This is a genomic window from Psychrosphaera saromensis (assembly GCF_002954545.1).
Taxonomy (GTDB): domain Bacteria; phylum Pseudomonadota; class Gammaproteobacteria; order Enterobacterales; family Alteromonadaceae; genus Psychrosphaera; species Psychrosphaera saromensis.
In genome coordinates this window covers 3,395,178-3,419,529 of the sequence record NZ_MSCH01000003.1, presented here as the reverse complement: position 1 = coordinate 3,419,529, position 24,352 = coordinate 3,395,178, and the positions used below count along the sequence as shown (strand labels likewise).

23 protein-coding genes are annotated in these 24,352 nt (G+C 38.7%); 10 read left to right on the top strand and 13 right to left on the bottom strand.

The features are described from left to right. The first annotated feature begins 56 nt into the window (after positions 1–56). The 4 genes from BTO11_RS15420 (at position 57) to BTO11_RS15405 (ending at position 6,424) form a co-directional block, all read left to right on the top strand. A complete protein-coding gene (locus BTO11_RS15420) occupies positions 57–896 on the top strand; it encodes a substrate-binding periplasmic protein (RefSeq protein ID WP_105053434.1) in 840 nt (279 codons plus the stop codon). A 248-nt stretch (positions 897–1,144) separates the two neighbouring features. Continuing rightward, complete coding sequence (gene prfC / locus BTO11_RS15415; protein ID WP_105053433.1) at positions 1,145–2,734, top strand: peptide chain release factor 3; 1,590 nt, start codon at positions 1,145–1,147, stop codon at positions 2,732–2,734. 350 nt (positions 2,735–3,084) lie between these two features. Further along, on the top strand, positions 3,085–4,821 hold the full coding sequence (gene argS / locus BTO11_RS15410; protein ID WP_105053432.1) for an arginine--tRNA ligase: 1,737 nt from the start codon (positions 3,085–3,087) through the stop codon (positions 4,819–4,821). 220 nt (positions 4,822–5,041) lie between these two features. Continuing rightward, positions 5,042–6,424 (top strand): glycosyl hydrolase family 28 protein, encoded by a 1,383-nt coding sequence (locus tag BTO11_RS15405; RefSeq protein WP_105053431.1) that lies wholly within the window; start codon positions 5,042–5,044, stop codon positions 6,422–6,424. Between the two features lie 200 nt (positions 6,425–6,624). Here BTO11_RS15405 and dxs read toward each other — a convergent pair whose 3' ends face one another. From dxs to BTO11_RS15390, 3 genes are read right to left on the bottom strand one after another with little or no spacing between them, the layout of a single operon-like run. Beyond that, on the bottom strand, positions 6,625–8,517 hold the full coding sequence (dxs, locus tag BTO11_RS15400; protein WP_105053430.1) for a 1-deoxy-D-xylulose-5-phosphate synthase: 1,893 nt from the start codon (positions 8,515–8,517) through the stop codon (positions 6,625–6,627). Positions 8,518–8,525: 8 nt separating this feature from the next. Beyond that, complete coding sequence (locus BTO11_RS15395) at positions 8,526–9,497, bottom strand: polyprenyl synthetase family protein (protein ID WP_105053429.1); 972 nt, start codon at positions 9,495–9,497, stop codon at positions 8,526–8,528. A gap of 2 nt (positions 9,498–9,499) precedes the next feature. Further along, complete coding sequence (locus tag BTO11_RS15390) at positions 9,500–9,751, bottom strand: exodeoxyribonuclease VII small subunit (RefSeq protein ID WP_105053428.1); 252 nt, start codon at positions 9,749–9,751, stop codon at positions 9,500–9,502. Between the two features lie 263 nt (positions 9,752–10,014). On the opposite strand from BTO11_RS15390, the gene pomA reads away from it, so the two are divergent. From pomA to BTO11_RS15365, 5 genes are all read left to right on the top strand, one after another. Continuing rightward, positions 10,015–10,776 (top strand): flagellar motor protein PomA, encoded by a 762-nt coding sequence (gene pomA / locus BTO11_RS15385; RefSeq protein ID WP_105053427.1) that lies wholly within the window; start codon positions 10,015–10,017, stop codon positions 10,774–10,776. Between the two features lie 55 nt (positions 10,777–10,831). After that, the gene (locus BTO11_RS15380; protein ID WP_105053426.1) at positions 10,832–11,776 is read left to right on the top strand and encodes a flagellar motor protein MotB; all 945 of its coding nucleotides are present in this window, start codon (positions 10,832–10,834) and stop codon (positions 11,774–11,776) included. 152 nt (positions 11,777–11,928) lie between these two features. Beyond that, the gene (thiI, locus tag BTO11_RS15375) at positions 11,929–13,383 is read left to right on the top strand and encodes a tRNA uracil 4-sulfurtransferase ThiI (protein ID WP_105053425.1); all 1,455 of its coding nucleotides are present in this window, start codon (positions 11,929–11,931) and stop codon (positions 13,381–13,383) included. 228 nt (positions 13,384–13,611) lie between these two features. Then, positions 13,612–13,923, top strand: a complete 312-nt coding sequence (locus BTO11_RS15370; RefSeq protein WP_105053796.1) for a 4a-hydroxytetrahydrobiopterin dehydratase — start codon at positions 13,612–13,614, stop codon at positions 13,921–13,923. A 42-nt stretch (positions 13,924–13,965) separates the two neighbouring features. Then, positions 13,966–14,553 (top strand): acyl carrier protein phosphodiesterase, encoded by a 588-nt coding sequence (locus tag BTO11_RS15365; RefSeq protein ID WP_105053424.1) that lies wholly within the window; start codon positions 13,966–13,968, stop codon positions 14,551–14,553. Between the two features lie 72 nt (positions 14,554–14,625). Here the strand turns inward: BTO11_RS15365 and BTO11_RS15360 are convergent, their stop codons facing one another. From BTO11_RS15360 to BTO11_RS15340, 5 genes are all read right to left on the bottom strand, one after another. Beyond that, positions 14,626–15,336 carry a DUF445 domain-containing protein gene (locus BTO11_RS15360; RefSeq protein ID WP_105053423.1) on the bottom strand — a complete coding sequence of 237 codons (711 nt, stop codon included), beginning with the start codon at positions 15,334–15,336 and terminating at the stop codon, positions 14,626–14,628. A 79-nt stretch (positions 15,337–15,415) separates the two neighbouring features. Beyond that, positions 15,416–15,859 (bottom strand): YebG family protein, encoded by a 444-nt coding sequence (locus BTO11_RS15355; RefSeq protein WP_105053422.1) that lies wholly within the window; start codon positions 15,857–15,859, stop codon positions 15,416–15,418. A gap of 182 nt (positions 15,860–16,041) precedes the next feature. Continuing rightward, on the bottom strand, positions 16,042–17,271 hold the full coding sequence (serA, locus tag BTO11_RS15350; protein ID WP_105053421.1) for a phosphoglycerate dehydrogenase: 1,230 nt from the start codon (positions 17,269–17,271) through the stop codon (positions 16,042–16,044). A 265-nt stretch (positions 17,272–17,536) separates the two neighbouring features. Continuing rightward, positions 17,537–18,193 carry a ribose-5-phosphate isomerase RpiA gene (rpiA, locus tag BTO11_RS15345; protein WP_105053420.1) on the bottom strand — a complete coding sequence of 219 codons (657 nt, stop codon included), beginning with the start codon at positions 18,191–18,193 and terminating at the stop codon, positions 17,537–17,539. Positions 18,194–18,305: 112 nt separating this feature from the next. Beyond that, a complete protein-coding gene (locus BTO11_RS15340) occupies positions 18,306–18,920 on the bottom strand; it encodes a 5-formyltetrahydrofolate cyclo-ligase (protein WP_229793273.1) in 615 nt (204 codons plus the stop codon). 144 nt (positions 18,921–19,064) lie between these two features. Here BTO11_RS15340 and BTO11_RS15335 point away from each other — a divergent pair, with 144 nt between their 5' ends. Next, positions 19,065–19,832, top strand: a complete 768-nt coding sequence (locus tag BTO11_RS15335) for a class II glutamine amidotransferase (RefSeq protein WP_105053419.1) — start codon at positions 19,065–19,067, stop codon at positions 19,830–19,832. Between the two features lie 42 nt (positions 19,833–19,874). On the opposite strand, the gene BTO11_RS15330 is transcribed toward BTO11_RS15335, so the two are convergent. The 5 genes from BTO11_RS15330 to cmoB all read right to left on the bottom strand — a co-directional run bounded on the left by BTO11_RS15330 (position 19,875) and on the right by cmoB (position 24,344). Continuing rightward, positions 19,875–20,606 carry a DUF3108 domain-containing protein gene (locus BTO11_RS15330; protein ID WP_181135934.1) on the bottom strand — a complete coding sequence of 244 codons (732 nt, stop codon included), beginning with the start codon at positions 20,604–20,606 and terminating at the stop codon, positions 19,875–19,877. Next, positions 20,599–21,243, bottom strand: coding sequence for a phosphoribosylglycinamide formyltransferase (gene purN, locus BTO11_RS15325; RefSeq protein WP_219846500.1), 645 nt, complete (start codon positions 21,241–21,243; stop codon positions 20,599–20,601). The genes BTO11_RS15330 and purN overlap by 8 nt, the downstream gene beginning before the upstream one ends. A gap of 75 nt (positions 21,244–21,318) precedes the next feature. Continuing rightward, on the bottom strand, positions 21,319–22,362 hold the full coding sequence (gene purM / locus BTO11_RS15320) for a phosphoribosylformylglycinamidine cyclo-ligase (protein ID WP_105053416.1): 1,044 nt from the start codon (positions 22,360–22,362) through the stop codon (positions 21,319–21,321). A gap of 123 nt (positions 22,363–22,485) precedes the next feature. Next, complete coding sequence (locus BTO11_RS15315; protein ID WP_105053415.1) at positions 22,486–23,373, bottom strand: LysR family transcriptional regulator; 888 nt, start codon at positions 23,371–23,373, stop codon at positions 22,486–22,488. Positions 23,374–23,375: 2 nt separating this feature from the next. Continuing rightward, complete coding sequence (gene cmoB, locus BTO11_RS15310) at positions 23,376–24,344, bottom strand: tRNA 5-methoxyuridine(34)/uridine 5-oxyacetic acid(34) synthase CmoB (protein WP_105053414.1); 969 nt, start codon at positions 24,342–24,344, stop codon at positions 23,376–23,378. Between the last annotated feature and the right edge of the window lie 8 nt (positions 24,345–24,352).

Sequence of the window (24,352 nt, the reverse complement as noted above, 5' to 3'; positions counted from 1 at the left end):
GCTAAGTGAAAAAGCTAGGTGCTCTGTAAGGTTAATGCTTGAGGGGAGGGGATATATTGATAGATAAAGTAAAAATGAAACCTGCTGCCATTCATTACGTTTATGAACAAAGTTCGGTTTGGCGCATAGCTATTTGCCGTATTGCAGTGTGTTTAGCTTTGATGTTTAGTTTCTCTGCTACCAGTTGTGAATTGCTGATCAAAGTAGCCAGTAGTTATCAATGGCCTCCTTATATTTTTAAATCTAATGGTAAATTGGTTGGTGTGGAAATAGAAATCTTAGATTCTATATTAAGTAAAACACCATTTTGCCGAGAGTTTGTTGAAATGCCCTCATCAAGTCGAGGGTTTGAAGAATTAAAAAATAAACGCGTAGATATGCTTATCGGCGCGAGTTTTCATCCAGACAGAAAACTGTTTTCACAATTCAGCACCTCTTACCGATATGAAAAAATGGTGATTTTTGCTCAGGAAAAAACATCACTGCATCCCAGTATTATCGACAACCAAGAATATTTACAGCAGCTAAACGTCAAAAATAATATTATAGCGATCAACCAAGGCAGTGTTTATGGAGATAACTTTAATAAGTTTTTAGGGCGTTACAAAGGCAGTATTATTAACACAAGGCTAGCCAGACAACGTTTTGATTTACTGAAAAAAGATAGGATAGATTACGTTGTAGAAGATGAGTTAACTGGAATTTATCTGTTAGCCTATAAAAATTATTCCAATGATATTATCAATACAAAAATGGTCGTTAATTTTGACTCCATTTATTATATGTTACGGCTTGAACTTATGTCTGACGCTCAGTTAGATGTATTTAATCAAGCCATTAAAGACAGTGATTTGACGATCAAACAGATAATAAAAAAATACTCTTCTAGTTATTAAAGTCAGTCGCTAACCGCTGAAAAAGCACCTCAGGTTAACCTTATTCCAAATCTCATAGGTTATTGCGTAATTAATTACATTTGCCGTGATGGATTACTACTCAATTCCCTTACTCTTATGTATAATCGCGCCATTAAAATTTTTCCAACTAACGACAGTTAAAAGCACACTAAGCACGATATTTATTAGAGCGATTTTTAGTGCCGGTTTTAGTGTTCCCGTTAGCACCCCGATAAAAGAAAATATAAATGACAGATGTTCAGTTAAACAAAGAAATAGAGTGCCGACGCACGTTTGCGATTATCTCGCATCCAGATGCCGGTAAAACCACCATTACAGAAAAAGTATTACTGTATGGGAACCATTTGCAAAAAGCCGGTACGGTAAAAGGTCGTGGGTCAAACCAACACGCCAAGTCTGACTGGATGGAAATGGAAAAAGACCGTGGTATTTCTATCACCACATCTGTTATGCAATTTCCTTACAAAGGCAGCTTAGTTAACTTATTGGATACCCCAGGACACGAAGACTTCTCGGAAGATACTTACCGTACGCTTACCGCTGTGGATTCATGTTTAATGGTAATCGACGCGGCTAAAGGTGTAGAAGACCGTACTCGTAAATTAATGGAAGTTACGCGTTTACGTGACACGCCAATCATTACGTTTATGAACAAAGTCGACCGTGATATTCGTGACCCAATGGAAGTATTGGACGAAGTTGAAGACGAATTGAAAATCGCTTGTGCGCCAATTACTTGGCCAATTGGTTGCGGTAAATTATTTAAAGGTGTTTACCATATTCACCGTGACGAAGTTATTTTGTATCAAACGGGTCAAGGCGCTACGGTTCAAGAAGTGAGAACCATTAAAGGCTTAAACAACCCAGACATTGATACCGCCATAGGTGAGGACTTAGCCATACAAATGCGTGAAGAGTTAGAACTTGTTATTGGTGCGTCTAATGAATTTGACCGTGACTTGTTTTTAGCTGGTGAATTAACGCCTGTATTTTTTGGTACTGCATTAGGTAACTTTGGTGTTGATCACATGTTAGATGGATTAACCGAGTGGGCACCAACACCTATGCCACGTCAAACATCCGTGCGCGAAGTGGTAGCAAACGAAGAGAACTTTTCAGGTTTCATATTTAAAATTCAAGCAAACATGGACCCAAAACATCGTGACCGTGTTGCTTTCATGCGTATTGTGTCAGGCAAATACGAAAAGGGCATGAAGATGAAACATGTTCGTCTTGGTAAAGATGTTCGTATTTCAGACGCATTAACCTTTGTTGCCGGCGACCGTTCAGCGGTAGAAGAAGCTTACCCAGGCGACATTATTGGTTTACATAACCACGGCACCATTCAAATTGGCGATACATTCAGCCAAGGTGAAGACTTTAAATTTGCAGGTATTCCAAACTTTGCACCAGAGCTATTCCGCCGTATTCGCTTAAAAGATCCATTAAAACAAAAACAATTGTTAAAAGGTCTTATTCAGCTTTCGGAAGAAGGTGCAGTGCAGTTATTTAGACCACTAGATAACAACGATTTAATCGTAGGCGCCGTCGGTATTCTACAGTTTGACGTTGTAGTACAACGTTTAAAATCTGAATACAACGTAGAAGCTATTTACGAAGCCATTAACGTAGCGACAGCACGTTGGGTAAGCTGCGAAGACGAGAAGAAATTCGACGAATTTAGACGTAAGTGTTCAATCAATTTAGCACTAGATGGTGGTAACAACTTAACGTATATCGCACCAACAAGGGTTAATCTGAACTTGTCCAAAGAGCGATATCCAGAGGTAATGTTCACAGAAACTCGTGAACACTAGCTTTTGAACTAATATTTGCTGAATCGTCCGATCTTATCGTTCGAAGTGCTCATGTATTGGCATACATTGCGCGCTTCTTACTCAACCTCGAACGATTCATCTGCAATTAGAATCAAAAGAAACTGATTTTATTATTGTTCTTTTGTCCTAGACCTCGAACAAAATAGCTTCAATATAAAAGAGTTTGATTGAACTAATATTAAGTTACGCTTTTACAGCTTACAGCTTACAGCTTACAGCTTACAGCTTACAGCTTACAGCTTACAGCTTACAGCTTACAGCTTACAGCTTGTATTTTTAATTAATACAGTTAGACCGAGTAAAAATAAGACTCAGCAAGGTAAAAAAGAATGAATGTTTTTCAGCTAGTACAAGATAGATTTAAACAAGCGTTAGCCAAAATTGAAGGGGCTGAAAATGCACCTGCGCCTTTAGCGCGAAGTAACCGCCCTGAATTTGGTGAATATCAATTTAATGGTGCGATGGCACTGGCTAAAATGCTTAAACAAAACCCTCGTCAAATTGCACAACAAATATTAGATGTAGTTGAATTGGACGACGTAGCTGAAAGCTTAGAAATTGCAGGTCCTGGTTTTATTAATGTTAAGTTAAAACCACAGTGGTTAGCCAAACAAGTAGAAACTGCGCTGTCTGATGCACGTTTATCTGTTGAAAAAGAACCCGCTAAAACGGTTGTTGTTGATTTGTCAGCACCAAACCTAGCTAAAGAAATGCACGTTGGTCATTTACGCTCGACCATTATTGGTGATGCGGTTGCTAACGTTATTGATTTTCTTGGCCATAACGTTATTCGTCAAAATCACATGGGTGATTGGGGCACGCAATTTGGTATGTTGATTGCGCATTTACAAGATAAGTTACAAGCGTCAGAAGTCGCCACCACGGCATTGTCAGATTTAGAAGATTTTTACCGTCAGGCTAAAGTTCGTTTTGACGAAGAAGAAGGTTTTGCCGACAGAGCAAGAGCTTACGTTGTTAAGTTACAAGGCGGTGACGCTGAATGTAAAAAGCTTTGGCAGCAGTTTATCGACGTGTCTATTTTACACAGTGAAGAAGTTTACAAAAAACTAAACGTAAACTTAAAACACGAAGACATTATGGGCGAAAGTGCTTACAACCCAATGTTAGCTGATGTGGTTGCCGACCTTAAACAACAAGGTATTGTGGTTGAATCGCAAGGTGCTCAAGCTGTATTTTTACAAGAGTTAGCCAATAAAGACGGTGAGCCTTCAGTGTTTATTGTTGAAAAATCTGGCGGTGGTTTTTTATATTCCACAACGGATTTAGCCGCAATGAAGTATCGTTCTTTTGAACTAGGCGCTGACCGTATTATTATTTTCACGGATGCTCGTCAAGCGTATCACTTTAAACAAGCTGAATTAGTGGGTCGTAAAGGCGGATTAATTAAAGAGTCGACGACTTACGAACATGGCCCGTTTGGCATGATGTTAGGTAAAGACGGTAAGCCATTTAAAACACGTACTGGCGGCACTGTTAAGCTAGTTGAGTTATTAGATGAAGCTGTTGAACGTGCTGAAAAGTTATTAGCAGAACGTGACTCTGGTTTAACGGCACAAGAGCAAAAAGAAATTGCTCGTAAAGTTGGTATTGGTGCAATCAAGTATGCGGATTTAAGTAAAAACCGTACGACTGATTACATTTTCAACTGGGACACTATGCTCAGCTTTGAAGGCGATACCGCACCATATTTACAATATGCTTATACGCGTATTAAAAGTATTTTCCGTAAAGCTGGATTGGACGCAAGTGACTTTAACGCGACTGTTATCATTGAAGCGGCTCAAGAAAAAGCATTGGCGGTTAAGTTATTACAGTTTGTTGAAGCCATTAACGGCGTAAGCGCAAACTTAACACCGCATTTGTTATGTTCATACCTGTATGAACTTTCAAGCTTGTTTATGACGTTCTACGAAGCATGCCCTATGTTAAAAGACGGTATTCCAGAAGAGACTAAAAACAGCCGTTTGGCATTAAGTTTGTTAGTGGCGAATACGCTGCAAAAAGGCTTGGACCTGTTAGGTATAGAAACAATGGAAAAAATGTAATTTTCGCACAATGTAAAGAGTACGATTTATAATAAAAAGACGATCTATATTTAAAATATGATCTTCATAAGAAAAGCGAAGCCAAAAGGTTTCGTTTTTTTTTGTTTTAAAAGGAGCTAAGTATTAAAAATGGAATTAAGTAAACCGATTGGTAACGTTAATTAAATAAGGTTAATATCAGCCGTGTATTAATTAACCAGATAAAAACAAGGGAGCTTATATGAAACACAGTATTATTTTGTTAGTGCTATTAAGCCTGAGCAGTTGTAGCTCCGATGATTCAAAAGAACAGTTTCCTGATGAATTTGATACTGTCGCCAGTTTGGTGACATCGGGTGATATTACTTTTTATTTTGCTGAAGAATATGAAACTGGCCAGTTTTTAGATGGTCAGTGGTGGGTTCATAATAATGGTGGAAATGTAGAGATCACCTCTATTACTCCAGACTCATTTGATGACAATGGCCGAGTACGTAACGGCGCTGAAATCAATCCACTTAACGAAAGTACTCAAGGGTTTGACGCTCTTAGAGACTTAGATGTCACTAATACCGATATGGCCTATGACTCAAGTAAAAATGTAGATCCTGGGAACACGGGCGAATCTTTAATTTTAGCCGCTGGAAATTCAGTAATTAAAGCGATTTCTAAACAAGAAAATACGCAACGTCCATTTATTACTCAAGCTGCGATATTAACAATTCTCAGCGAAACGCCACCAGATAACTCATTTCGACCTGCTTATGTAGGTACAGATAAAAGTATCCTTGCTACATTAACGGACTTGGACTTTAACGTATTAGGTAAATATGCTCGCTTAGAAACCACGCCTGATATCAGTGATTATGTCCCATATATTGAAGGGGTTTGGTTAGATCATAATACAGAGTGGACACAACGAGAGATTCATCCAGAATCATCAATGCCTCTTTATGGCCGTGAACTTGGCAAGTTAACTGGCATTATTGGTTTGCAATTACAGCTTGATTATACCGATGCTGAAAAACAAGATGCTTTAGTTGCCATGGTTCAATATGGCATTGATATTTATGGTGTATTAGGCAATGGGCCAATAGACGGTAAAGGAGGTTATTATTGGTATAACAGTGGCGGACACAATCAAGGGCGTAAATTACCTTTGCTAATTGCTGGACTGGTATTAAATCATTCTGGCATGTTAGCCGCAGCAGATGCTGAAAATGGTAATAATTTGTTGTTTTCAGAAGACCAACAAACTTTTTATGTAAGCCAAACTGAGATAGACCGTACGGTTGCTGATGATGATGAAGATCAAATAGATTACACAAGTGCAGATATAGGTTTACCTGAATGGGGCATTCGTTACTGGGATGGAACTGCTAACTTTTTAAATGCAGACTGGGGATCAAGGTATCGTACTGTGACAGGTAATGTTTATGTAGTAACTTCCTTAGCTGTAAAAATGATGGGGGCAACAGAACAATGGGGTTGGCCTGCAATGTTTGATTATTCAGACCGTTACTTTTCAATCCAAGGTGAAAGTGTATCTAGCAGTTTATTTGGTAATAATATCGACACATCGGCAGCTGAATTATGGAATGCATACGCAGAGCAATTAGATTGAAATACTAATTAATAAAATGAAAGAGCTTGCTAGTTAATTTAATCAAGTTAAAGCTTGCTGAAACTTCATACCCGTAAATTAACAAGTTAGTTTGAGATGGATAATTAATGTAATTGGTATTAGGTAAAACAAAAAAACAGCTCATTTGAGCTGTTTTTTTTATTTGCGCTATTTGCTTAACGCATTTACTACAAGAGCATTTAACTAATCGCTAAAAACGTCTCTATTTGTTGCTGTAAGCCTTTGGCGTCGAGCATAAGCTCTTGGTAAATCTCTTCTTGAGTACCGTGTTTAATAAACTGATCCGGTAAACCAATATTTAATACTGAATTATTAAAACGTTTGGCGTTTAGGTATTCATTAACACCAGAACCAGCACCGCCTGCAATAGCGTTGTCTTCAATGGTCACAATCGTTTTGTATTGAGCTGCAACCTTATCTAATAAAGCTAAGTCCATTGGTTTCACAAAGCGCATATCAACGACAGAGGCATTTAATGCTTTTGCTGCAATTTCAGCTTCTGCTAAAAAAGTACCAAAGTTTAAAATAACTAAATCGTCTTGTTTGGTTTCTGTGATGACATTAGCTTTGCCAATTTCCAACTCAAGCATGGTTTGCTGTGCTTCAATTCCACGGCCAACACCTCTAGGGTAACGAACCGCAGATGGTTTATTTAACTTATGACCTGTGTACAACATTTGACGACATTCGTTTTCGTCACTCGGTGCCATAATCACTAAATTTGGTACACAACGTAAAAAGCTTAAATCAAACGTGCCTTGGTGAGTTGGGCCATCGGCTCCGACTATGCCAGCGCGGTCAATGGCAAATAACACAGGTAAATTCATAATGGCAACATCGTGAATTAATTGGTCATAGGCTCGTTGTAAAAAGCTTGAGTAGATTGCAACGATTGGATTAAAACCTTCACAAGCAAGTCCTGCGGCAAACGTAACTGCATGTTGCTCGGCAATCGCGGTATCAAAATATTGCTCAGGGAATTGTTTAGAAAATTCAACCATACCAGAACCTTCACGCATGGCCGGTGTTACCGCCATTAGTTTTGGATCTTGGCTTGCCATGTCGCATAACCATTGACCAAATATTTTAGAATAGGTTGGTTTGCTGTTTTTTGACGACGGTAACGAAGTTAACGCGGGATCAAATTTTGGCACGGCATGGTATTTAATAGGGTCTTGTTCGGCAGGTTCATAACCTTTGCCTTTTTTGGTAATAATATGTAAAAACTGAGGACCCGATAAATTACGCATATTACGTAAGGTGTTAACCAAACCATTTATGTCGTGTCCGTCAATTGGTCCAATATAATTAAAACCAAGTTCTTCAAATATGGTGCTAGGAACAACCATACCTTTTAAGTGTTCTTCTGCGCGGCCAGCCAATTCTTTGATTGGTGGAATACCGCTTAATAATTTTTTACTGCCTTCTCTTAACGTAGTGTAAAGGCTACCAGATAGCAGCTTAGCCATATGGCTATTTAACGCACCTACGTTTTCAGAAATAGACATGTCGTTATCATTAAGTACAACTAACATGTCTGGCTTAATATCACCGGCGTGGTTCATGGCTTCAAATGCCATACCTGCTGTCATTGCACCATCACCAATAACCGCACACACTTTTCTACTTTCTTGGCTTGGATTGGCTTTATGTTCAGCTTGCGCACCAACAGCCATACCTAATGCAGCACTAATTGAAGTAGATGAATGACCCACACTTAATGTGTCGTATTCACTTTCTTCGCGCCAAGGAAATGGGTGAAGCCCGTCTTTTTGACGAATGCTATGAATTTGATCAGCACGGCCTGTAATAATTTTATGCGGATAGGCTTGATGACCCACATCCCAAATTAAACGGTCGTAAGGTGTGTTATACACATAATGTAAAGCAACCGTTAATTCTACCGTACCAAGTCCCGAAGCAAAATGGCCTGAGCTTTTGCTAACAGAACTTAATAAATATTGGCGTAACTCTTTACACACAAATCCTAATTGCTCTTGTGGGATCTGGCGTAACTGCGGAGGCGTTAACGCTTTTTGTAAATTTGGGTATTTTGAAATATCTACTGTCATAAGTGAACTTAATGGTCTCGTTCAATGATGTAATAAGCTAGTTGCTCTAATTGCAGCGTATTGTACGGTAATTGTTGTAAAGCGTGTACTGCTTGTGTAATTAAATTTGTCGCTTTTTGTTTTGCGCCATCAAGTCCCAAAATAGCTGGATAGGTGGTTTTGTTCGCTGCAACATCTGAACCTTGTGGTTTACCTAAGGTTTCAGTGTCCGAGGTAATGTCTAATACATCATCCCAAACTTGAAATGCCAGTCCAATTGCATCTGCATATTGACTTAGTATTTTGGTCTCTAGCTCTGTGGCCGAGCCACAAATAGCGCCCATTAGCACGGAAGCTTTAATTAATGCGCCAGTTTTTAAACGATGCATTTCTTGTAAACTGGTCAACAATGCGTCTTTGTTTAAGTTGGAAACCGGCGTGTTATTGGTTTGTTGTAAACTGCTGCTTTGTTGCAAAGTATTAGTTTGTTGCAAATCGATACTTTGTCCTGCGCACATGTCGGTTGCGGCTTGTGTTAACAAGGTAAACATCTGCACCACTTGCGTTGCCGATACATCGATATAGTTATGTTTGGCCAATACATTAAACGCAAATGACTGTAATGTGTCGCCGGCTAAAATAGCGGTGGCTTCATCAAATTTGATATGACAAGTTGGACTGCCGCGCCTAAGCTCGTCGTCGTCCATAGCTGGAAGATCGTCATGAATTAAGCTGTAACTGTGTATTGCTTCTAAAGCCGCTGCTGGTGCATCTAAATCTTGTGACTTAGCATTAAATAGCTCGCCTGTGGCATACACTAAAAAAGGACGTAGACGTTTTCCGCCAAGCAGTAATGAATACTCCATTGCGCTTTTTAACACAGGCTCGTCAATACTGGCGTCTTTTAACTCGTTAGTTAAAAAGCGTTCTATTCGGCCTTTGTATTCATTGATTGAGCCAGCTAATGAAGTATCAGATGAAACATGTTCTGTTGAAGCCATGCTTAACTTTCACCATGGGATTGTTCATTGGCAGCAAATGGCTGTAACTCTAATTGGTCTTGTTTTGCCATTAATACTTGTACTTTTTGTTCGGCTTCTTGTAATTTTGACTGACTAAGGCGAGTTAATTCGATGCCACGCTCAAATAATGTAAGAGATTGTTCTAATTCAAGATCGCCAGATTCTAATTGTGAGACTATGCTTTCTAGTTCACTAATTGCAGTTTCAAAAGAAACGGATTTTGTGGTCGCCATGTTAACCTTAATTCAATTGTCGCCTGTAGAAAATCAGCATTGTAAATTACAGCACAAGGGGTGTTTATTCAATCAGAATCCATTAATATTGGTGTGGATGGTATAAACTTTAACCAGTTAACAAGATAAGCGTTTGAATATATTTAAGTTGCCGGAAATACTGTCGATAATTAAGTGTTATAGTATTTTCTTGGCAATACGTTTTTTTATTTGTAGGCTTGAGCCTCATCGGTATTACATTACCCAACAACTAGGAGTTTAAAGTGGATATAGCAACGATTGTTGGAATGATCGGCGCCACAGGTTTCATTGTCATGGCAATGGTAATGGGTGGTGGTTTGGGAATGTTTATTGACGTTCCTTCAGTTGCGATTGTTTTTGGTGGCTCAACCTTTGTTTTGTTGGCTAACTACACTCTTCCTCAGTTTATCAGCGCGGGTAAAATAGCCGGTAAAGCATTTTCTTTTAAGATTGAAGCACCTGATGAGCTTATTGAAAAAATAGTTGAACTTGCCGACGCCGCCAGAAAAGGTGGCTTTTTAGCATTAGAAGAAGCTGAAATCAGTAATGAATTTTTACAGAAGGGCGTTGACCTATTAGTTGACGGCCACGACGGAGACGTTGTTCGAGCTACTTTATCCAAAGATATTTCTCTTACTACCGAGCGCCACGATTTAGGTGCTGGCATATTTAAAACCCTAGGTGATATAGGCCCTGCAATGGGAATGATTGGTACTCTAGTTGGTCTAGTTGCCATGCTGTCAAACATGGATGATCCAAAATCAATCGGGCCTGCAATGGCGGTTGCCTTGTTAACAACATTATATGGTGCATTTTTGGCAAACGTAATTGCCTTGCCGATGGCGAATAAATTGAACTTGCGTAAAGACGAAGAGAAAATAAATCAAAGTTTAATTATGGACGGTGTTTTAGGCATTCAAGACGGCCAAAACCCGAAAGTAATTGAAGGTGTTTTACGTAACTATTTACCGGCATCAAAGCGTGAAATAAATACAGAAGAGTAAGTGTTTTTATAAACCATTGAATAGCGCGACCTTGATAAACTGTACTGAGAATTAAATGATTGAAGAAGAAGAAGAATGTCCTAAATGTCCTCCTGAAGGCCTGCCTGCATGGATGGGAACGTTTGCCGATTTGATGTCATTATTGATGTGTTTCTTTGTATTGTTATTGTCATTTGCTGAAATGGACGTGCTTAAGTTTAAACAAATAGCAGGCTCAATGAAGTTTGCTTTTGGTGTTCAGAACAAACTAGAAGTTAAAGATATTCCAAAAGGGACCTCGGTCATTGCGCAAGAGTTTCGTCCGGGACGCCCAGATCCAACACCAATTCCTATTTTGCAGCAACAAACAATAGAGATCACTCAACAAGTTTTAGAATTTGAAGAGGGTGAGGATGAATCCGCTGGCGGACGCCAAGAACAAACGGCTGAATTACGTGGCGGGATGAGCTCTGCAACCTCTGATGCAGAGTCTGAGTCGGCTTCTGAAGCAGCGGCTGAACAAGACCAAGTTAATGAGCTAATGAAAAAAGTAGCTCAGCAAATGGAAAAAGAAATAATGGACGGCGCTATTGAATTAGAGTCGTTGGGACAACAAATTATTATCCGCATCCGTGAAAATGGCGCCTTCCCATCTGGTTCTGCCTATTTACAAACTCAATTTAAACCTATTATCAGAAAAATAGCTTTGTTGTTAAATGACGTACCAGGTGAAGTAACCGTCTCTGGTCATTCAGATGATGTTGATGTAACTAACGAGTTATTTTCTAGTAATTGGGAATTATCTTCAAAACGAGCGGTGGCTGTTGCCGTTGAAATGCTCACTGCTCCTGGCTTTGATGAAGGTCGCCTGATCATAACGGGTCATGCGGATACTCGTCCTTTAGTGCCAAACGACTCAGAAGAAAATCGTAAAAGAAACCGCCGTGTTGAAATCTCAATCATGCAAGGTAAAGCTAAAGAGTCTGAACCAATCCGCGTTGGAGACATAGAAGAACAGTAATTGGTGTAAATCAATTACTGTATTAATTTCTATGGCTCTTTTACGTAGTGCCAATCAAGGGTATAATCTCGCCCAATTTTTAGGCTAAGCCGCTTTATATCAACTGAATATCGCCATATTTAATATTTCAGTGACAACCCCAATGAGAAGTTATGAGATTAATCGTAAAATACCACCCAGAAATAAACATCAAAAGTCGCTCAGTTCGTAGACGTTTCAGTAAGTTATTAGAATCTAATGTTCGTTCAATAATAAAACGTATTTTTGAATCAGCTCATGTTATCTCTCGTTGGAGTGACTTACTGATTGAAACAACGGAACTACCTCGTGAAACTGAATTAGAAATTATTGATGCGCTTTCCCGTATTCCTGGTGTTGATCAGTTTAATGAAGTAATCGAATATCCATTTATCGACTTTGATACTGCATTTAACGATGTAGCTCGTCATTGGCAAGGTGAATTGGAAGGTAAATCGTTCTGTGTACGTGTTAAACGTTCAGGTAAACATGATTTCACCTCTTCGGAATTAGAGCGTTATATTGGTGGTGGATTAAACCAAGCGGTTGAATCAGCAAAAGTATCATTAAGAAAACCAGATATAACCGTTAAAGCTGAGTTACGTGGAGATCGTTTCCAAGTAGTTAAAACACATCATAGAGGATTAGGCGGAATGCCAATCCCATCACAAGAAGATGTATTGTCATTAATATCAGGCGGTTTTGATTCAGGTGTTGCGACTTACCACTTAATGCGCCGTGGTGCTCGCACCCATTTCTGCTTCTTTAACTTAGGTGGTAAAGAACATGAGATTGGCGTTAAACAAGTATCTTACGAAATTTGGAAGCGTTATAGCAGCTCACATAAAACTAAGTTTATCGCAGTAGATTTTGATCCCGTTGTGGCTGAGATTTTAACCAAAATTGATAATGGTTTAATGGGAGTTGTGCTTAAACGTATGATGATGCGTGCTGCATCGCAAGTTGCTGAGCGCTTAAACATAAAAGCATTAGTAACTGGCGAGAGTTTGGGTCAGGTTTCTAGCCAAACGCTAACAAACTTAAATGTTATCGACCGAGTAACTGAAACCCTTATTCTACGTCCGCTTATTCATTTGGATAAAGCTGAGATCATCGACACATCACGTAAAATTGGTACTCATGATTTTGCCGCTGCTATGCCTGAATATTGTGGTGTGATCTCTAAAAAGCCGACCACTCGTGCCGTGTTATCTCAAATCATTGAAGCTGAATCGCATTTTGATATGAGTATTTTGGACGATGCCGTTAACAATGCTGATGTTATGGATATCCGTGATATCGCTAAACAAGCGGCTGAGGAAGTTCAAGAATTAGAACAAGTGACTGAATTACCTGCTGATGCTGTTGTTATCGACGTGCGTAGCCCAGAAGAAATGGATGATTCACCATTAGTTTTAGATGGTGTTGAAGTGATTGAAATTCCATTCTTTAGAATCGCAACTCAGTTTGGCGACTTAGACCAAGCTAAACCTTATTTCTTATATTGTGACCGTGGCGTAATGAGCCGTTTGCAAGCTTTGTTGTTACACGAACATGGTTACAAAGAAGTGAAGGTTTACCGTAAATAAGCATATATTGTTAACTAAAGCGGCGTAAAGCCGCTTTTTTAATGCCTAGAATTTAATATCACAACTATATTAGAACTAGAGAGAAAATAGATTAAAACCAAATACACACTGTAGTTAGAAGTGTACATTTGTTGGCAATGTGGATTTGAGCACAACAAATAGAAAGTGTTAATTATGCTGATCAATTGGCATGATAGATAAATAATAGATAAGCATTGGATGGGTATTATGGCAGCAACAAAATTAACAGAGCAACAAATTATAGAGCAACTGGCTGAAGTAAACGATTTATTGGCTCAAGATCAGCTATGGTCAATTATCGACGGTAAATTAAAAAAGCAGTTTGTATTTAAAAACTTTATCCACGCATTTGGTTGGATGACACAAGTTGCGATGCATGCAGAAAAGTTAATTCATCATCCAGAATGGTTTAATGTTTGGAATAAAGTCGATGTGACATTAATTACCCATGATGTTGGTGGTTTATCTGACCTAGACTTTAAGTTGATCAAACGTATGGAAAAGCTGTTAGAAAAATAACTAACCCTCTACTTGAATCTACCTTTTAATTTGAGGATAACTATGAATTACCTTGCCCACTTACATTTAGCAGCCATGACGGACACTTCCCCAACGGGAAATTTGTTAGGGGATTTTGTAAAAGGGCAAGTCAGTGGACTAAATTATAATGACAAAATAAAACAAGGCATTCAGTTACATCGCTCAATTGACACCTTTACTGACTCACACTTATATACTAAGTCACTGACGCGGGAGTTAGGCAGCCTACGCCGTTATGGCGGTATTATTATCGATGTATTGTACGACCATCAATTAGCTATAAACTTTGCTAACTTTCACCACAATTCTTTGCCTGTCTTTGCTCAAGATTGTTACATTCAGCTTGATACTAATATTAAACATTTACCCGACAAATATATAACTACCGTTAGCGCCATGAAACAAATGGATTGGCTATCTGGTTATGGTGATATGGATAATATAGAGCGCGCACTTACAGGAATAAGTCGGCGTTTAAAAAAGCCGGTAGAGTTAACTGAGAGTCTTGATTGGTACCTAGAAAATCAAGCGGCAATTGAGCAAGACTTTCCAGAGTTTTATAACGACTTGATTGATTACGCAGTTAAAACTGCAGCATCTAATCGTTAAATTATGATTTAGGCGACGTGTTAAGCTTATAAGCCGATATTTTTAACAAGTCACCTAACTTAGCTAAAGCAGTTAAAAGTTTAATACGTGGGCTAACAGGCCGATTAAACCACCAAATATACCGCCCCAAACTACTAACCAACCTAAATGACTTTTGATCATCTGTTGAATAATGTCTTTGACCATAGCGGGGGTTAATTCTTCTAAACGTTGCTCAACTAACAATTCGACTTTATTCATCATATCTGTGATGTTTTGCTCTGAACTAACACTGGCTTTTAGTTTTTCGGCAAATTGCTCAGACTCTGTGATTTCAATAACTGAGCTTTTCAGTTTCTCAATAAATGGTTCTTTTAGTGGAACCAATGCAGCATCGCCACCAAACATTTCTAACATGCTGCCAAACGAGCTTTGCTTAATGGTGGCAACTAAAGAATCAAACGCGGGGGACATATCGGTATCGGCGATAATTGGTTTTAAATTGAACTGATGAGCTTGGCCGCTTTTCTCGGATAAAAACTTGTTAAAGTTTTCAACAGTAAAAAACTGTTCCATGATTAAGGTTTTAATACCGGCTTTAAATTGCTCAAATTTGATTTGAATGATCCCAGAACCGTACAGTCCTGGGACTTTTTCAAATAACATGTGGATTGCTATCCAGTTGGTAAGCGCACCAGATAGTGCAAACAATGCCATTGCTAATAACCAATCTACTTTTAATAACCAGCCTAAAACACAGGCTATTACAGCAATAAGGTTAGTGATAAAACTCTTGTTAAACATAAAACTCCTAATCGGTCGCATTTAATACAACAACATTATTAAATTCATTGCGACCTTTATAAGGGATTATTTCAGGAGTTCAAGCGGCATCGTCCTTTTCAATAACAAAATCTACTAATTTACTGTCTTCTTTCGATTCTGCTTTGGCATTTACATCTTCTAACAGTGTCGCCGATAATGATTTTTCTGAAATTTCAGAGCTATCTTCAGTGCGGTCTAACAAATCTGTTTGTTTGTCATTTTTGTTTTTTGATGCTTTTTTATTCGGTGGACTTGGTTTTTTTTTCGCTTGTAACGCAACTAATACTTCTTCGCGTTGTTTTGCTAAAAACACACTTAACTCTTCACATTGCTGTTCAGGTAAGTCAATTTCGGAATTATGAAGGACTTCAAACATAGCATCAGCCATGTCTAACATTTTGTCATAGTCGTCAGCCGAACGCTTATCAGTGAACGTCATAACTTCTTTCTCCTCATTATCTCTATTTGAACGTATAACTACATATCTGGTTTCAACAGCCATAATTAACTCCTAATTTCTAACTTGGTCAAAAACAAAAGACTGTGTAAATATACAGTAAAAATTCAATGTGTAAAGTTTTTATATTTTTATGGTTTATAGTATTGAATTAAATGAGGAATTTGTGTTTTTTGAGCATAAAAAAAGGAAGCCTAAGCTTCCTTTTTAAATAAAATAAACAAATATTAGTGCAATAATCTAGCTTTAATTGTACCCGGAATTAATTTTAATTCCTTTAATGCTAGTTTTGAATCATCAGTTTCTACATCGATTACAACGTAACCTAATTTGTCGTCAGTTTGTAAATACTGAGCCGCAATATTGATGTTATGTTTGGCAAACGATTCATTGATTTTGGTTAACACACCTGGTTGATTAGCATGGATATGTAATAAACGACTACGGCCACCAAATTCAGGTAACGATGCTTCTGGGAAGTTTACCGCACTTAACGTAGAACCATTGTCAGAGTACTTAGCTAATTTGCCAGATACTTCAATACCTATGTTCTTTTGTGCTTCTTGTGTAGACCCACCAACATGAGGCGTTAATATTACGTTATCAAAGCCACGTAATGGTGATACAAATTCTTCATTGTTTGATTTTGGCTCTACTGGGAATACATCAATGGCAGCACCAGCAAGCTTTTTACTTTCTAGGGCTTTGGCTAGCGCGTCAATATCGACAACCGTACCACGTGAGGCGTTAATGAAAATAGCACCTTGTTTCATTTGAGCGAACTGATTTGCACCTATCATGTCTTGTGTTCCTGCATTTTCAGGAACGTGCAAAGTGATAACATCACTTGTCGCTAACAATTCATCCATAGTGGCAACTTGAGATGCGTTACCTAAAGTTAACTTAGTTTCTATGTCGTAAAAATTAACTGTCATACCTAATGTTTCAGCCAAAATTCCTAGCTGAGTTCCAATATGACCGTAACCAATAATACCAAGCGTTTTACCACGAGCTTCAAAAGAACCAGTCGCAGACTTGTTCCAAATACCTTTATGCGCTTTTGCACTCTTTTCTGGCACACCACGAATGAGTAATAATATTTCACCAAGAACTAATTCGGCAACCGAACGAGTATTTGAGTAAGGGGCATTAAATACCACAATACCTTTTTCTTTAGCGGCATCCAGGTCAACCTGGTTTGTACCTATACAAAAACAACCTACAGCAATAAGTTTATTGGCGTTAGCAAATACTTTTTCAGTTAATTGTGAGCGCGAACGAATACCAATGAAATGCACGCCTTTGATCTTCTCAATTAACTCTTCTTCAGGTAACGATGTCGTTAAAAATTCAATGTTGGTATAGCCCTGAGCGACTAAAGTATCAACCGAACTTTGATGAAGACCTTCAAGAAATAGAATTTTAATTTTATCTTTTGCTAATGACACCTTACTCATTGTTGTGTTTGCCTTTCTTTAATTGCTTTCATTAATGGAACGTTAGAGTCCACCTAGGTTTGAGTTAGAATTAATACTCTATTTTGGCTAAATAATAAAGGTAATTATTGAATCGAATTAATATATCTAATCCATTTTTTACAATACGTTAGCAGGGGAAAAGCTTTGTAGCAGAGACAATGCGCACTAATAGGGTGCAAAGCTAGATATAATAGGACTTGCAGCCAAAATCATTTGAATAACCTTGGCTGTAAGTAGGATAACTTTATTTTAGGACGCTAATTCCGTCATTAGAGCCAACAATGACGATATCTGCAGCTCTATGTGCAAATAAACCATTTGTCACTACACCCACGATGGCATTAAGTTGCTCTTCTAATTTTCTAGGTTGGGCGATTTGCATACCAAATATGTCTAAAATTACATTACCGTTGTCGGTCACTACACCATCACGATAAACGGGATCGCCGCCTAATTTTACAATTTCGCGAGCAACATAACTTCTGGCCATAGGAATCACTTCCACAGGTAACGGAAATTCGCCTAAGAATTTAACTTGTTTAGAACTATCAACAATACATACAAATTGCTTGGCAACCGCGGCAATAATTTTCTCTCGGGTTAATGCTGCGCCACCGCCTTTGATCATGACTTTGTCGGAATTAATTTCATCCGCGCCATCAACGTAAACATCTAAATATGGGACGCTATTTAAATCAAAAACTTCAATGCCAAGTGCTTTTAGCTTTTGGGTTGAGTCGTCTGAACTCGACACTGCACCTTGAATGGTATGTTTAATAGTACCAAGTGCTTCAATAAAATAACTGACGGTAGAGCCTGTACCAACACCGACGATAGCATCTGGTTTTACATATTCTAACGCAGCGTAGCCGACTGCTTTTTTCATTTCGTCTTGAGTCATTATTTTTCCGTTGAAATTAATCTGTTGTGAGTTAATTAATAGTGAGTGAATGAAGACCTTATCTTAGCGAGTATACACCTTTCTTTAGGTCTGTATGTTAATGCTTATCGACTTATTGATCAGGAACAATGATCTTGTTTGGAGTGATGATCAAATCCAGTGGAATGTCCCAAGCTTGTTTAGGTAATTCATCCACTTGCTGGCAGTCGTGAGCTAACCCAATGAGTTTAGGCCTAGACTCAAGTTCAGCTAGTTTGGATAATGTTCTGTCGTAAAATCCACCGCCCATGCCAAGCCGATTACCGTTCGCATCAAATGCGACAAGAGGCATAAATATATAATGGATTTGTGATAAAGGATAAGTTTGCAGAGCGTTTAATTTTGGCTCTAAAATGGCAAAGTTATTTTTAACCATGATTGTGTTGTCGGTATTTTTTGTGCAGAGGTAGGATTGGAAATTCAAATATCCTTTATGAAACGAATGCATAACCGGTAGCAGGGTGGTCACTTCATTGTGTTGTAAGTGACGTATTGTCTGATTTGGCGAGATCTCCCCGTCGTTTGCTAAATACAAAGCCACAACGTCTTTTGGAGTAACCAATTCAATGATCTTGTCGCTTATTAGCTTGGCAGCATTAGATTGTTGCTCTAGCGAAAGCGCATTGCGTTTTTGTCTGATAATTTGTCGTATTTCAGCTCGATTCATTAGACTTTGTTGCTTTTGCATTTTAAAAACTTCTGCGTTATAAAAAAGGCCGTAGGTAGATTGAAAGCTATTCTATATAATTAATTCTAAAAGAAAACTAACTAGTTAAGATTATGCAATGGGTATTATTCAACTGGTTAATTATTGTAGGTAGAAAATACTCTAATGTGTGAACTTCTCGGCATGTCGGCAAATGTTCCGACTGACATAATATTCAGCTTCACGGGGTTAGTACAAAGAGGCGGCACTACAGGGCCGCACAAAGACGGTTGGGGTATCACTTTCTACGAAGGTAAAGGCTGTCGCACGTTTAAAGATCCTGCGCCAAGTTCAAACTCAAAAATTGCTAACTTAGTGATGGAATACCCAATAAAAAGTTGTTCGGTTATTTCTCATATTAGACAAGCCAATCGTGGTGGCATAAAACTAGAAAATACCCATCCTTTTGTTCGTGAGTTTTGGGGGCGTAATATTACCTTTGCTCATAATGGTCAGTTATCTGGCTACAAGTTATTAGCCCTTTTTGACTTTATGCCGATTGGTGAAACCGACAGTGAGTATGCATTTTGTTGGATTATGGGAAAGTTAAAACAAAAGTATCCAACTAAGCCTAAAAATTGGCAGAGTGTATTTAGATACACAGCCAAACTTTGCAAACAGCTTGATGAGTTAGGTGTGTTTAATGCGTTAATATCCGATGGCGTACATGTATTGGCTTATTGTAGTAATAACCTGACTTGGATCACAAGAAAAGCCCCGTTTGGCCCCGCAAGTTTAATAGACAAAGACGTGACTGTTAATTTCAGTGAAGAAACAACGGATAACGACATAGTTACTGTAATAGCAACAAGACCGTTAACGGATAATGAATCTTGGGTGAAGTTAGAACCTAAACAATGGGTGCTGTTTAGGTTAGGCGTTAAACTAAACTAAAAGCAATGAATGCGGTTTAGTTTAACGAGAGAGGGTTGTTGATTACTTAGCTTGTGCTTCTTGGTATGAACTAATCACTAAGTCGTACTGTTCAACGCCTTTTTTCATGCGCCACAAACGCGCTAACGTGTGGTTAAGTTCTGGAATAAACCAGGCATGCTGCGCATAGAATTTACCTTTAGGATAAACTCTTGCTACTTTTGTAGCGTTAAATCGACCTAAACCTGTGCTGATCAATTCATGACCAATCACTTCAAATTCATAATCTTTTAACTTACCTGAGTTACCAATAACCGTATATTCAAACCTTGTTTTGCCGTCGATCAGGTCAGCTTGAATTTGCATATGCAAACTCATTTCATCTAACCAACCATCTTGCCATTTATCTGGCGACTCTTCATGCTTAGGCTTTATGATCAAAGAGTGATCTAGGTTAAACATAATATCGAGTTCTTTATCTTTACCTGTGCCTTCGCGTCTATAAAGATAAAACGACGGGATTATCTTACCTTGGGTATAGGAAAAACGGCTGACTTCTTTTCTTTCATCAGAAAAGATCAGCCATTCAATATCACTGTCTAAGGATAACGAAAATTGATTATTGCCTAATGCTTTTAAGCTTCTTTTGCCTGAACCTAATTTGTCACCTTGGCGGTACATATCGTAAACCGCATCAAAAGGTTTGATAACAAAGCTTTGTTCAGAAGCGTTTGTTATTGAACAAGTCAGTAAAAGGGCAACACTTAGTATAAAAGCACTCAGACGATTAATCATCGTTGGCATATCCTTGTTCGGGTAGTATAACGTTATCAAGTAATGCAGAGAACGTATTCGATTTTTGCGTCATGGTCAATCTATCTTCGCACATCCATTTTACCACCATAGGGTAAATTTGATGTTCTTGATAGTGAACACGTTGCGATAACGAGTCAATATCGTCATCTTCAAATACTGGCACTTTGGCTTGTAAAATAACCGGGCCACCGTCTAACTCTTCAGTTACAAAGTGTACGCTACAACCGTGTTCTTGATCTTTAGCGTCAATTGCACGTTGATGGGTATCTAAACCTTGATATTTAGGCAACAAAGATGGATGAACGTTAATTAATTTACCAGCGTAGTGAGACACAAACCCAGCAGTTAAAATACGCATAAAACCAGCAAGTACTACAACTTTAGGTTGGTACTTGTCGATAATATCAACTAATGATTTGTCGTAGTTTTCACGTGTATCAAAATCTTTATGGTTTAAGACGTGCGTTGCAATATTTGCATTATTAGCACGTTCCAAACCGTAAACACCCGCTTTATTAGAAATAACCGCACAGACTTGGCCGTTAATTTTATTAGCGATACAGGCATCGATAATGGCTTGTAAATTGGTGCCACTACCAGAGATTAAAACAACGATAGATGCTTTAGAGGCAGAAGACGCGTTAGCGTCTCCGTTCTCAGAAGAAAGAGTGTTAACAAGTTGAGTCACTGATTAAACTCCAGATATTTCGACTTGCTCTTCACCGTCAGCCGCTTTTTGGATTTCTCCAATGTGCCAAGCATTTTCGCCTGCGTCTTTAAGAATTTGAATACTTGATTCTAAATCAGCACTATCAACGACAATCACCATACCTACACCACAATTAAATGTACGGTACATTTCATGGGTTTTAATGTTGCCATTTTCTTGTAACCAGTTAAATACCGCAGGCCACTGCCAAGAGTTACCATTACAAACTGCTTTAGTATTGGCCGGTAATACACGAGGGATATTTTCCCAGAAACCACCACCTGTGATATGAGACAGGGCATGTACGTCAACAGTTTTAAGCAGTTCTAATACTGGTTTAACGTATATTTTAGTTGGTTCCATTAACTGATCAGCTAATACTTTACCTTCATATTCAGCAGATAAGTCGGCACCTGAAACTTCAATCACTTTACGGATAAGTGAATAGCCATTTGAGTGAGGGCCTGATGAACCTAGAGCGATTAATTGATCACCTGGTTTAACTTTAGTGCCGTCGATTACTTTTGCTTTTTCTACTACACCAACACAGAATCCAGCTAGGTCGTAATCATCACCTTCATACATACCTGGCATTTCAGCAGTTTCACCGCCAATTAAAGCGCAATTTGACATCACACAACCGTCGGCAATACCACTAACAACATCAGCGGCTACATCTACGTTTAACTTGCCTGTTGCATAATAGTCTAAAAAGAATAATGGCTCAGCACCTTGAACAATAAGGTCATTAACACACATGGCAACTAAGTCGATGCCCACGGTATCGTGTCTTTTCAAATCAATAGCTAAACGTAATTTAGTACCAACACCGTCATTACCCGCTACCAATAGTGGCTCGTCGTAACCTTTAGGGATTTGGCATAATCCACCAAAGCCGCCAAGTCCGCCCATTACTTCTGGACGAGTGGTGCGTTTTACTGCACCTTTAATTTTTTCGACTAACAGGTTACCTGCGTCAATGTCTACACCAGCGTCTTTGTAGCTTAAAGATTGATTATCGCTCAACGTTATTTCCTCAAATGTGGGGGTGATACCTAACTTCTGCCTACGTTTTTTGGGCAAATTAGATATATAGACTAAACGGGCGGCATTTTATAACAATTTGGAGCAATATATAACCAAGAATTGTTATTTATATTGCTCTAAAATTAAATTTTTTAATAAAGTCGCCCCAGGGCCTAACTTTATAGGATCGGGAATGATGAGTTGGGTGATAATTGAGCGTGTTTTTTGCGTATTTAATGGTACTTCAACTAATTCTTGGTGGGCATTAGTCGCATCGATAAAATGACTTGGTATCCAACAGAAGCCTTGATTACGTTTTAAAATATCAATGGCATGATAAAAATTGGTTACCGTCCAACGTTGTTCTGCTTTTAACCAACCCGACTCTGCTTGTGGATTTTTCCCGGTATCGCTGATGACTATTTGTAATTCACGTTCAAGTTCGTTTAACGACACTTGTTTTTTACTTGCCAGTTTATGACCTTTACCGCAATAACATACAAAATTGACCTGTTCTAAGCGATCACCATAATAATCGTTTGGTGGGATAGCGCTTATCACCAAGTCTGCGGTTTTATTTAAGATACTGTCATTGGTGCCGGTGATCACTTGGTCGGTTATACGTACTCGTGTGCCACGGCTTTGTGGATAAAACTGTTCTAACGCGCTGTACAGTTTTTGTTTTGGATAAATTATTTCAGTGGTGACTCTTATTTCAGTTTCCCAACCTGTCGTCATATTGTCGGCAAGTTGTTCCATGTCTTCTATGTGCTGGGTTAGAGTTCGCGACCGTCTTAACATTAAGTTACCAGCGTCGGTTAAAAAAGCTTTGCGGCCTTTTACTTCCAATAACTGCACACCTAAAGTGGATTGTAATTTAGTGACGGCATGATTCAGGCTCGACTGACTTTTATTTAATGCATTAGCCGCTTGGGCATATCCTCCAAAATCAACAACTGCTTGTAATATTCGCCATTGTTCAATTGTCGTTTTTGGACGATAGGTTGCCATGATTAGTTATTCGCGATGAATATGGCACGTAATGGAGCTGGGTAACCTTCAATCGTTTTGCTCGGGTCGTTAGGATCTAAGAAATCTTCCAACGACTCAGTATCTATCCAGTCAGTTTTTCGCTGTTCATCTGAAGTGGTTTGGTCAATATTCACTAAACGCACGTTTTTAAAACCAACCTTTTCTAACCATTTTGTCAGTGCTTTGCCACTTGGAATAAACCAAATGTTACGCATTTTTGCGTATCTATCTTGTGGCACTAAAACGGTGTTTTCGTCACCTTCAATAATGAGGGTTTCTAATACTAATTCGCCACCTGGTGCTAGTTGTCTTTTTAGCTGCTGCAAAAAATCCATCGGCGATTTACGGTGATACAACACGCCCATAGAAAAGACAGTATCGAAGGTTTTTAGCTCAGGTAAATCATCAATGCCTAAAGGCAGTAAGTTTACATTTGGGTTTTGCATAAAATGTTGCACCGCCCAAAATTGCGCTAAGAATAATTGTGTTGGGTCAATGCCCACTACAAATTTAGCGCCAGCACCTTGCATACGCCATAAGTGATAACCGCTGCCGCAACCGACATCTAATACGTATCTGTTGGTTAAATCTGAAATATGCGGTAGTAAACGGTCCCATTTAAAATCTGAACGCCATTCTGTGTCTACATGAATGCCGTGTAAGTGATACGGGCCTTTGCGCCATGGTTTCATTTGCATTAAATGATGAGTGGTTTTTTTCTGTAACCCTGGGCTCATAGTGTCCATGTTGCCAACAGAAACTGAGGTTTCTATATTTATGTCTGTTGGTTCAACGTGCGGTAATAATTCTATGTTTTTAACCCAGTCTTTAAATTCGCCATGCAGCGAATCGCGATACCAAGAGTTTAACTGATTTGGTAAAACGTCTAACCAATGGGCTAGTTTGTTATTGGCGATGGCACTGTAAAACGAATTAAAAAAGTGGGTCATACGTAATC

Excerpts from the sequence above, each read along its gene's own strand:
- BTO11_RS15395 (WP_105053429.1), bottom strand. The coding sequence starts at position 9,497 with ATGGCTTCAACAGAACATGTTTCATCTGATACTTCATTAGCTGGCTCA.
- thiI (WP_105053425.1), top strand. The coding sequence starts at position 11,929 with ATGAGATTAATCGTAAAATACCACCCAGAAATAAACATCAAAAGTCGC.
- cmoB (WP_105053414.1), bottom strand. The coding sequence starts at position 24,344 with ATGACCCACTTTTTTAATTCGTTTTACAGTGCCATCGCCAATAACAAA.
- rpiA (WP_105053420.1), bottom strand. The coding sequence starts at position 18,193 with ATGACTCAAGACGAAATGAAAAAAGCAGTCGGCTACGCTGCGTTAGAA.
- BTO11_RS15380 (WP_105053426.1), top strand. The coding sequence starts at position 10,832 with ATGATTGAAGAAGAAGAAGAATGTCCTAAATGTCCTCCTGAAGGCCTG.
- dxs (WP_105053430.1), bottom strand. The coding sequence starts at position 8,517 with ATGACAGTAGATATTTCAAAATACCCAAATTTACAAAAAGCGTTAACG.
- argS (WP_105053432.1), top strand. The coding sequence starts at position 3,085 with ATGAATGTTTTTCAGCTAGTACAAGATAGATTTAAACAAGCGTTAGCC.
- BTO11_RS15405 (WP_105053431.1), top strand. The coding sequence starts at position 5,042 with ATGAAACACAGTATTATTTTGTTAGTGCTATTAAGCCTGAGCAGTTGT.
- serA (WP_105053421.1), bottom strand. The coding sequence starts at position 17,271 with ATGAGTAAGGTGTCATTAGCAAAAGATAAAATTAAAATTCTATTTCTT.
- BTO11_RS15365 (WP_105053424.1), top strand. The coding sequence starts at position 13,966 with ATGAATTACCTTGCCCACTTACATTTAGCAGCCATGACGGACACTTCC.
- BTO11_RS15315 (WP_105053415.1), bottom strand. The coding sequence starts at position 23,373 with ATGGCAACCTATCGTCCAAAAACGACAATTGAACAATGGCGAATATTA.
- BTO11_RS15335 (WP_105053419.1), top strand. The coding sequence starts at position 19,065 with ATGTGTGAACTTCTCGGCATGTCGGCAAATGTTCCGACTGACATAATA.
- BTO11_RS15370 (WP_105053796.1), top strand. The coding sequence starts at position 13,612 with ATGGCAGCAACAAAATTAACAGAGCAACAAATTATAGAGCAACTGGCT.
- BTO11_RS15330 (WP_181135934.1), bottom strand. The coding sequence starts at position 20,606 with ATGATTAATCGTCTGAGTGCTTTTATACTAAGTGTTGCCCTTTTACTG.
- BTO11_RS15355 (WP_105053422.1), bottom strand. The coding sequence starts at position 15,859 with ATGGCTGTTGAAACCAGATATGTAGTTATACGTTCAAATAGAGATAAT.
- prfC (WP_105053433.1), top strand. The coding sequence starts at position 1,145 with ATGACAGATGTTCAGTTAAACAAAGAAATAGAGTGCCGACGCACGTTT.
- BTO11_RS15390 (WP_105053428.1), bottom strand. The coding sequence starts at position 9,751 with ATGGCGACCACAAAATCCGTTTCTTTTGAAACTGCAATTAGTGAACTA.
- BTO11_RS15360 (WP_105053423.1), bottom strand. The coding sequence starts at position 15,336 with ATGTTTAACAAGAGTTTTATCACTAACCTTATTGCTGTAATAGCCTGT.
- BTO11_RS15340 (WP_229793273.1), bottom strand. The coding sequence starts at position 18,920 with ATGCAAAAGCAACAAAGTCTAATGAATCGAGCTGAAATACGACAAATT.